This window comes from Mesorhizobium sp. M7A.F.Ca.AU.001.01.1.1, assembly GCF_004022735.1.
Classification (GTDB): domain Bacteria; phylum Pseudomonadota; class Alphaproteobacteria; order Rhizobiales; family Rhizobiaceae; genus Mesorhizobium; species Mesorhizobium ciceri.
In genome coordinates this window covers 1-4285 of record NZ_RZPF01000584.1, presented here as the reverse complement: position 1 = coordinate 4285, position 4285 = coordinate 1, and the positions used below count along the sequence as shown (strand labels likewise).

Annotated in this window: 5 protein-coding genes; 1 reads left to right on the top strand and 4 read right to left on the bottom strand. The window is 61.6% G+C overall.

The features are described 5' to 3' along the window. Nucleotides 1-176 precede the first annotated feature (176 nt). Together EN884_RS27630 and EN884_RS27625 are read right to left on the bottom strand one after the other, a co-directional pair. Nucleotides 177-536, bottom strand: coding sequence for a diacylglycerol kinase (locus tag EN884_RS27630; RefSeq protein ID WP_024503562.1), 360 nt, complete (start codon nucleotides 534-536; stop codon nucleotides 177-179). Nucleotides 537-617: 81 nt separating this feature from the next. Then, the gene (locus EN884_RS27625; RefSeq protein WP_013531901.1) at nucleotides 618-1034 is read right to left on the bottom strand and encodes a GFA family protein; all 417 of its coding nucleotides are present in this window, start codon (nucleotides 1032-1034) and stop codon (nucleotides 618-620) included. A 99-nt stretch (nucleotides 1035-1133) separates the two neighbouring features. Here EN884_RS27625 and EN884_RS27620 point away from each other — a divergent pair, with 99 nt between their 5' ends. Then, entirely contained in the window at nucleotides 1134-1277 is a 144-nt protein-coding gene (locus tag EN884_RS27620; protein WP_335918377.1) for a hypothetical protein, read from the top strand. A gap of 69 nt (nucleotides 1278-1346) precedes the next feature. On the opposite strand, the gene EN884_RS27615 is transcribed toward EN884_RS27620, so the two are convergent. Beyond that, nucleotides 1347-2720, bottom strand: a complete 1374-nt coding sequence (locus tag EN884_RS27615) for a 3-deoxy-7-phosphoheptulonate synthase class II (RefSeq protein ID WP_013531905.1) — start codon at nucleotides 2718-2720, stop codon at nucleotides 1347-1349. A gap of 135 nt (nucleotides 2721-2855) precedes the next feature. Continuing rightward, on the bottom strand, nucleotides 2856-4285 hold a 1430-nt coding region (locus EN884_RS27610), incomplete at its 5' end, for a TRCF domain-containing protein (protein ID WP_281034847.1).

Here is a 4285-nt window from a genome sequence, read left to right as displayed (position 1 = left end):
GCAGCCACATATTGGCGATGCCGTGGACGTTGGCATGGTCCTGCCAGTTTTCACGCGGGTATTTTTCGACGAGCCAGCGCAGATCGTCTGGCAGGCCCACGCGTTCGAGAAGCAGAAAATTGGCGGCCCCGGCCATGACAGTCTCCTTTGGTGACTGCCATATAGGCATCGAAAGGCTAGATCGGTAGCCCAGTGATCCGCTCGATAATGGCGATGCCCCAGACACCGGCGACGATGAGCACCGAAATCAGCACCGCCAGCGAACCGCAATCCTTGGCCAACTGGATGTCGACATTGAACTCGCGGCTGAAAGCGTCGCATGCCGCCTCGATGCCGGTGTTAAGCACCTCGACCATGATCAAGAGCAGCACCGCGCCGATCAGCAAGGCATAACCGCGCCACGAGATCGAAACGAACCAGCCGAGCGGCAGTGCCAGCGCCAGCAGCATCAGCTCCTGCTGGAAAGCCTTCTCGCTGGCGGCCAGCTTGCGAAACGCCCGCACCGAATTGAAATAAGCGTCGATCAGCCGCTGCATGCCAAACCCCTTTGCGAATCACCGGCACGGGATAATGCAATGGCTGGCCAGATCAATGGAATAAGGTGACTTGTCCAAGATTCATTCAGCAACCGGTATGGACGGTGTCGACTTTTCAAACTGCGGCAGCCCGTCGTCGATCGAATAATAGTCGCCCTTGTCACCAACGAAGATATGGCATTCCCCCTCAAGACCTGTCGGCTTGTCGAACGATCCCGCCATGACTGAAACGTAGTCCTGGTCTCGCGGCTTCCAGAACAGCACCGACCCGCATGCCTTGCAGAACCCACGCCTGGCGAAGGTAGAGGCTTCGTACCAGGTGATACTTTCCACGCCATCGATCACGATGTCGACATTGGCAACATTGGTCGCGGCATAGAAATGTCCGCTCTGCTTGCGGCATTGCGAGCAATGACAATAGACGACGCCACGCAACGCTCCGTTCGTTCTGAAGCGGACGGCTCCACACAGACACGATCCCTGGTGACCACCACTCACGTCGATCCTCCTTGAAAGAAAAGTGCCTGGCATCGCCTTCAGGATTCCAGCTTTGCGGCGCACGCACGCAAGCAAATGCGACATGTACTGGCGTGGAGAATGGAGCCGCGGACCTGGCGCATCCGGCTTGGTGCGTTCGGCGTGCAGGCGATCTGCGAGTTTCCGGAAAAGCGCATCGAGTTTTCAAGGGCGGCGTTTGCTGACCCCAGACTCGCCGGCCTGCGCTGGGAACGCGGGCACTGAACCAACCAAAAGAAAAGCGCCGGATTTCTCCAGCGCTTTTTCCGTCAGCCGTTCAGGCCGAAATCGAGCTTAACCGTTCGCAACCTGCTTGTGCTGCACCGGGTGGCTCTTCTTGAGCAGGTCTGACACCAGGAACGCCAGTTCGATCGCCTGGTCGGCGTTGAGGCGCGGGTCGCAATGGGTGTGGTAGCGGTCCTGCAACTCCTCGGCGGTGATGGCGCGCGCGCCACCGGTGCATTCGGTGACGTTCTTACCGGTCATCTCGACATGGATGCCGCCCGGATGCGTGCCTTCGGCGCGGTGCACTTCGAAGAAGGTCTGAACCTCCTTCAGGATGCGGTCGAACGGCCGCGTCTTGTAGCCGGCGGCCTCGATCGTGTTGCCGTGCATCGGGTCCGACGACCACACCACGGAGCGGCCTTCCTTCTGCACCGCGCGAACCAGCTTCGGCAGATGGTCGGCGACCTTGTCGGAGCCGAAACGTGCAATCAGCGTCAGCCGGCCGGGTTCATTTTCGGGGTTGAGCAAGTCGATCAGCTCCAGCAAGCCGTCCGGCGTCAGCGACGGACCGCATTTCAGGCCGAGCGGGTTCTTGATGCCGCGGCAATATTCGACATGCGCATGGTCCGGCTGGCGGGTGCGGTCGCCGATCCAGATCATATGGCCCGAGGTAGCGTACCAGTCGCCGGAGGTCGAATCGACACGCGTCAGCGCCTCCTCGTAGCCGAGCAGCAGCGCCTCATGGCTGGTATAGAAATCGGTCTCGCGCAGCGCGTAGTTGGTTTCCGAAGTGATGCCGACGGCCTTCATGAAGTCCATCGTCTCGGTGATGCGGTTGGCGAGCGACTCGTATTTCTCGCCCTGCGGGCTGTCGGACACGAAGCCGAGCATCCAGCGGTGCACATTCTCCAGGCTGGCATAGCCGCCTTGCGCGAAGGCGCGCAGAAGGTTGAGCGTCGCCGCCGACTGGCGGTACGCCATCTCCTGGCGAGCGGGATCCGGAATGCGCGACTTCGGGTCGAATTCGATGCCGTTGATGATGTCGCCGCGATAGCTGGGCAACGTCACCTCGCCCTTGGTCTCGTTGTCGGACGAGCGCGGCTTGGCGAACTGGCCGGCAACGCGGCCGACCTTGACCACCGGCTGCGCGCCGGCGAAGGTCAGCACCACCGACATCTGCAGGAAGACGCGGAAGAAGTCGCGGATGTTGTCTGCGCCATGCTCGGCGAAGCTCTCGGCGCAATCGCCCCCCTGAAGGAGGAATGCGTCACCGGCAGCGACCGAAGCGAGCTGCTTCTTGAGCTTGCGCGCCTCACCGGCAAAAACCAGCGGCGGAAAGGTTGCGAGCTGGGCCTCCGTGTTCTTCAGCGCTGCAAGGTCCGGATAAGCAGGAACCTGCTTGATCGGCTTTGCTCTCCACGAATTCGGCGACCATTTCGTCATCGCTGCACCCAACGCTCTTTCCAGCGGCCTATACTCCGCCATTCCCGGCCCCAATTGGGGATCGCGGCTCCATACACGAAGCCAATTTCCTATTCTAGACCGGAATTTCAGCGCTGGCGAATGGTCCGAGGCTAGCTACGCCGCCTTCTCCACCAGCCGTGCCAACTGCGTCATGACGACCGCCGAGCCCGCCAGCCTCTTCTCGGCTGTCGGCCAGTCGCGCACGAAGACGACACTGTGGTCCGGCCGGATCTTGGCCAACGATCCCTGTTCGCCAATGAACTTGACCAGCCCGACCGGGTTGGAGAATTCGCGCTTGCGGAAATGGATGACGACGCCCTTCGGCCCGGCGTCGAGTTTTTCGACATTGGCCTTGCGGCAGAGCGCCTTGATGAAGACGATCTTCAACAGATGCTTCACCTCCTCCGGCAGCGGGCCGAAGCGGTCGATCAGCTCGGCGCCGAAAGCGTCGATTTCCTCGGTGTTTTCGAGATCGCCGAGACGGCGATAAAGCGCCAGCCGGAGCTGCAGGTCCGGAACATAGCTTTCCGGGATCATCACCGCCGTGCCGACGGCAATCTGCGGCGACCAGCCGCCATCCTGCACCTCGCCCGAATCCTTCACCTCGGCGACGGCTTCTTCCAGCATCTGCTGGTAGAGTTCGAAGCCGACCTCCTTGATGTGTCCGGACTGCTCCTCGCCGAGAAGATTGCCGGCGCCTCTGATATCGAGGTCGTGGCTGGCCAGTTGGAAGCCGGCGCCCAGAGTGTCGAGCGATTGCAGCACCTTGAGCCTCCGCTCGGCGGTGTCGGTCAGCTTGCGGTTGGCCGGCAGCGTGAACAGCGCGTAGGCCCGCACCTTCGAACGGCCGACGCGGCCGCGCAATTGGTAGAGCTGCGACAGGCCGAACATGTCGGCGCGGTGGATGATCAGCGTGTTGGCGGTCGGAATATCAAGGCCGGATTCGACGATGGTGGTCGACAACAGCACGTCGTACTGGCCGTCATAAAAGGCATTCATGATGTCGTCGAGTTCGCCCGGCGGCATCTGGCCATGAGCCACCGCCACCTTCAACTCCGGCACGGATTCCTTCAGGAAATCATGTATTTCCGAGAGATCGCTTATGCGCGGCACCACATAGAAGGAATGGCCACCGCGATAGCGTTCGCGCAGCAGCGTCTCGCGGATCACCAGCGGATCGAAGGGCGATATGAAGGTGCGCACCGCCATCCGATCGACCGGCGGCGTGGCGATCAGCGACAGCTCGCGCACCCCGGTCAACGCCAGTTGCAGCGTTCGCGGGATCGGCGTCGCCGACAGCGTCAGCACGTGCACGTCGGTCTTCAGGTCCTTCAGCCGTTCCTTGTGCTTGACGCCAAAATGCTGCTCTTCGTCGATGATCAGCAGACCAAGGTTCTTGAACGAGATCGCGGAACCGAGCAGCGCGTGCGTGCCGATGACGATGTCGACCTGGCCTTCGGCGATGCCTTTCTTGGTCTCGGCCAGTTCCTTGGCGCCGACCAGCCGCGACGCCTGGGCGACGCGGCTGGTCGGCGCCAAGGAAC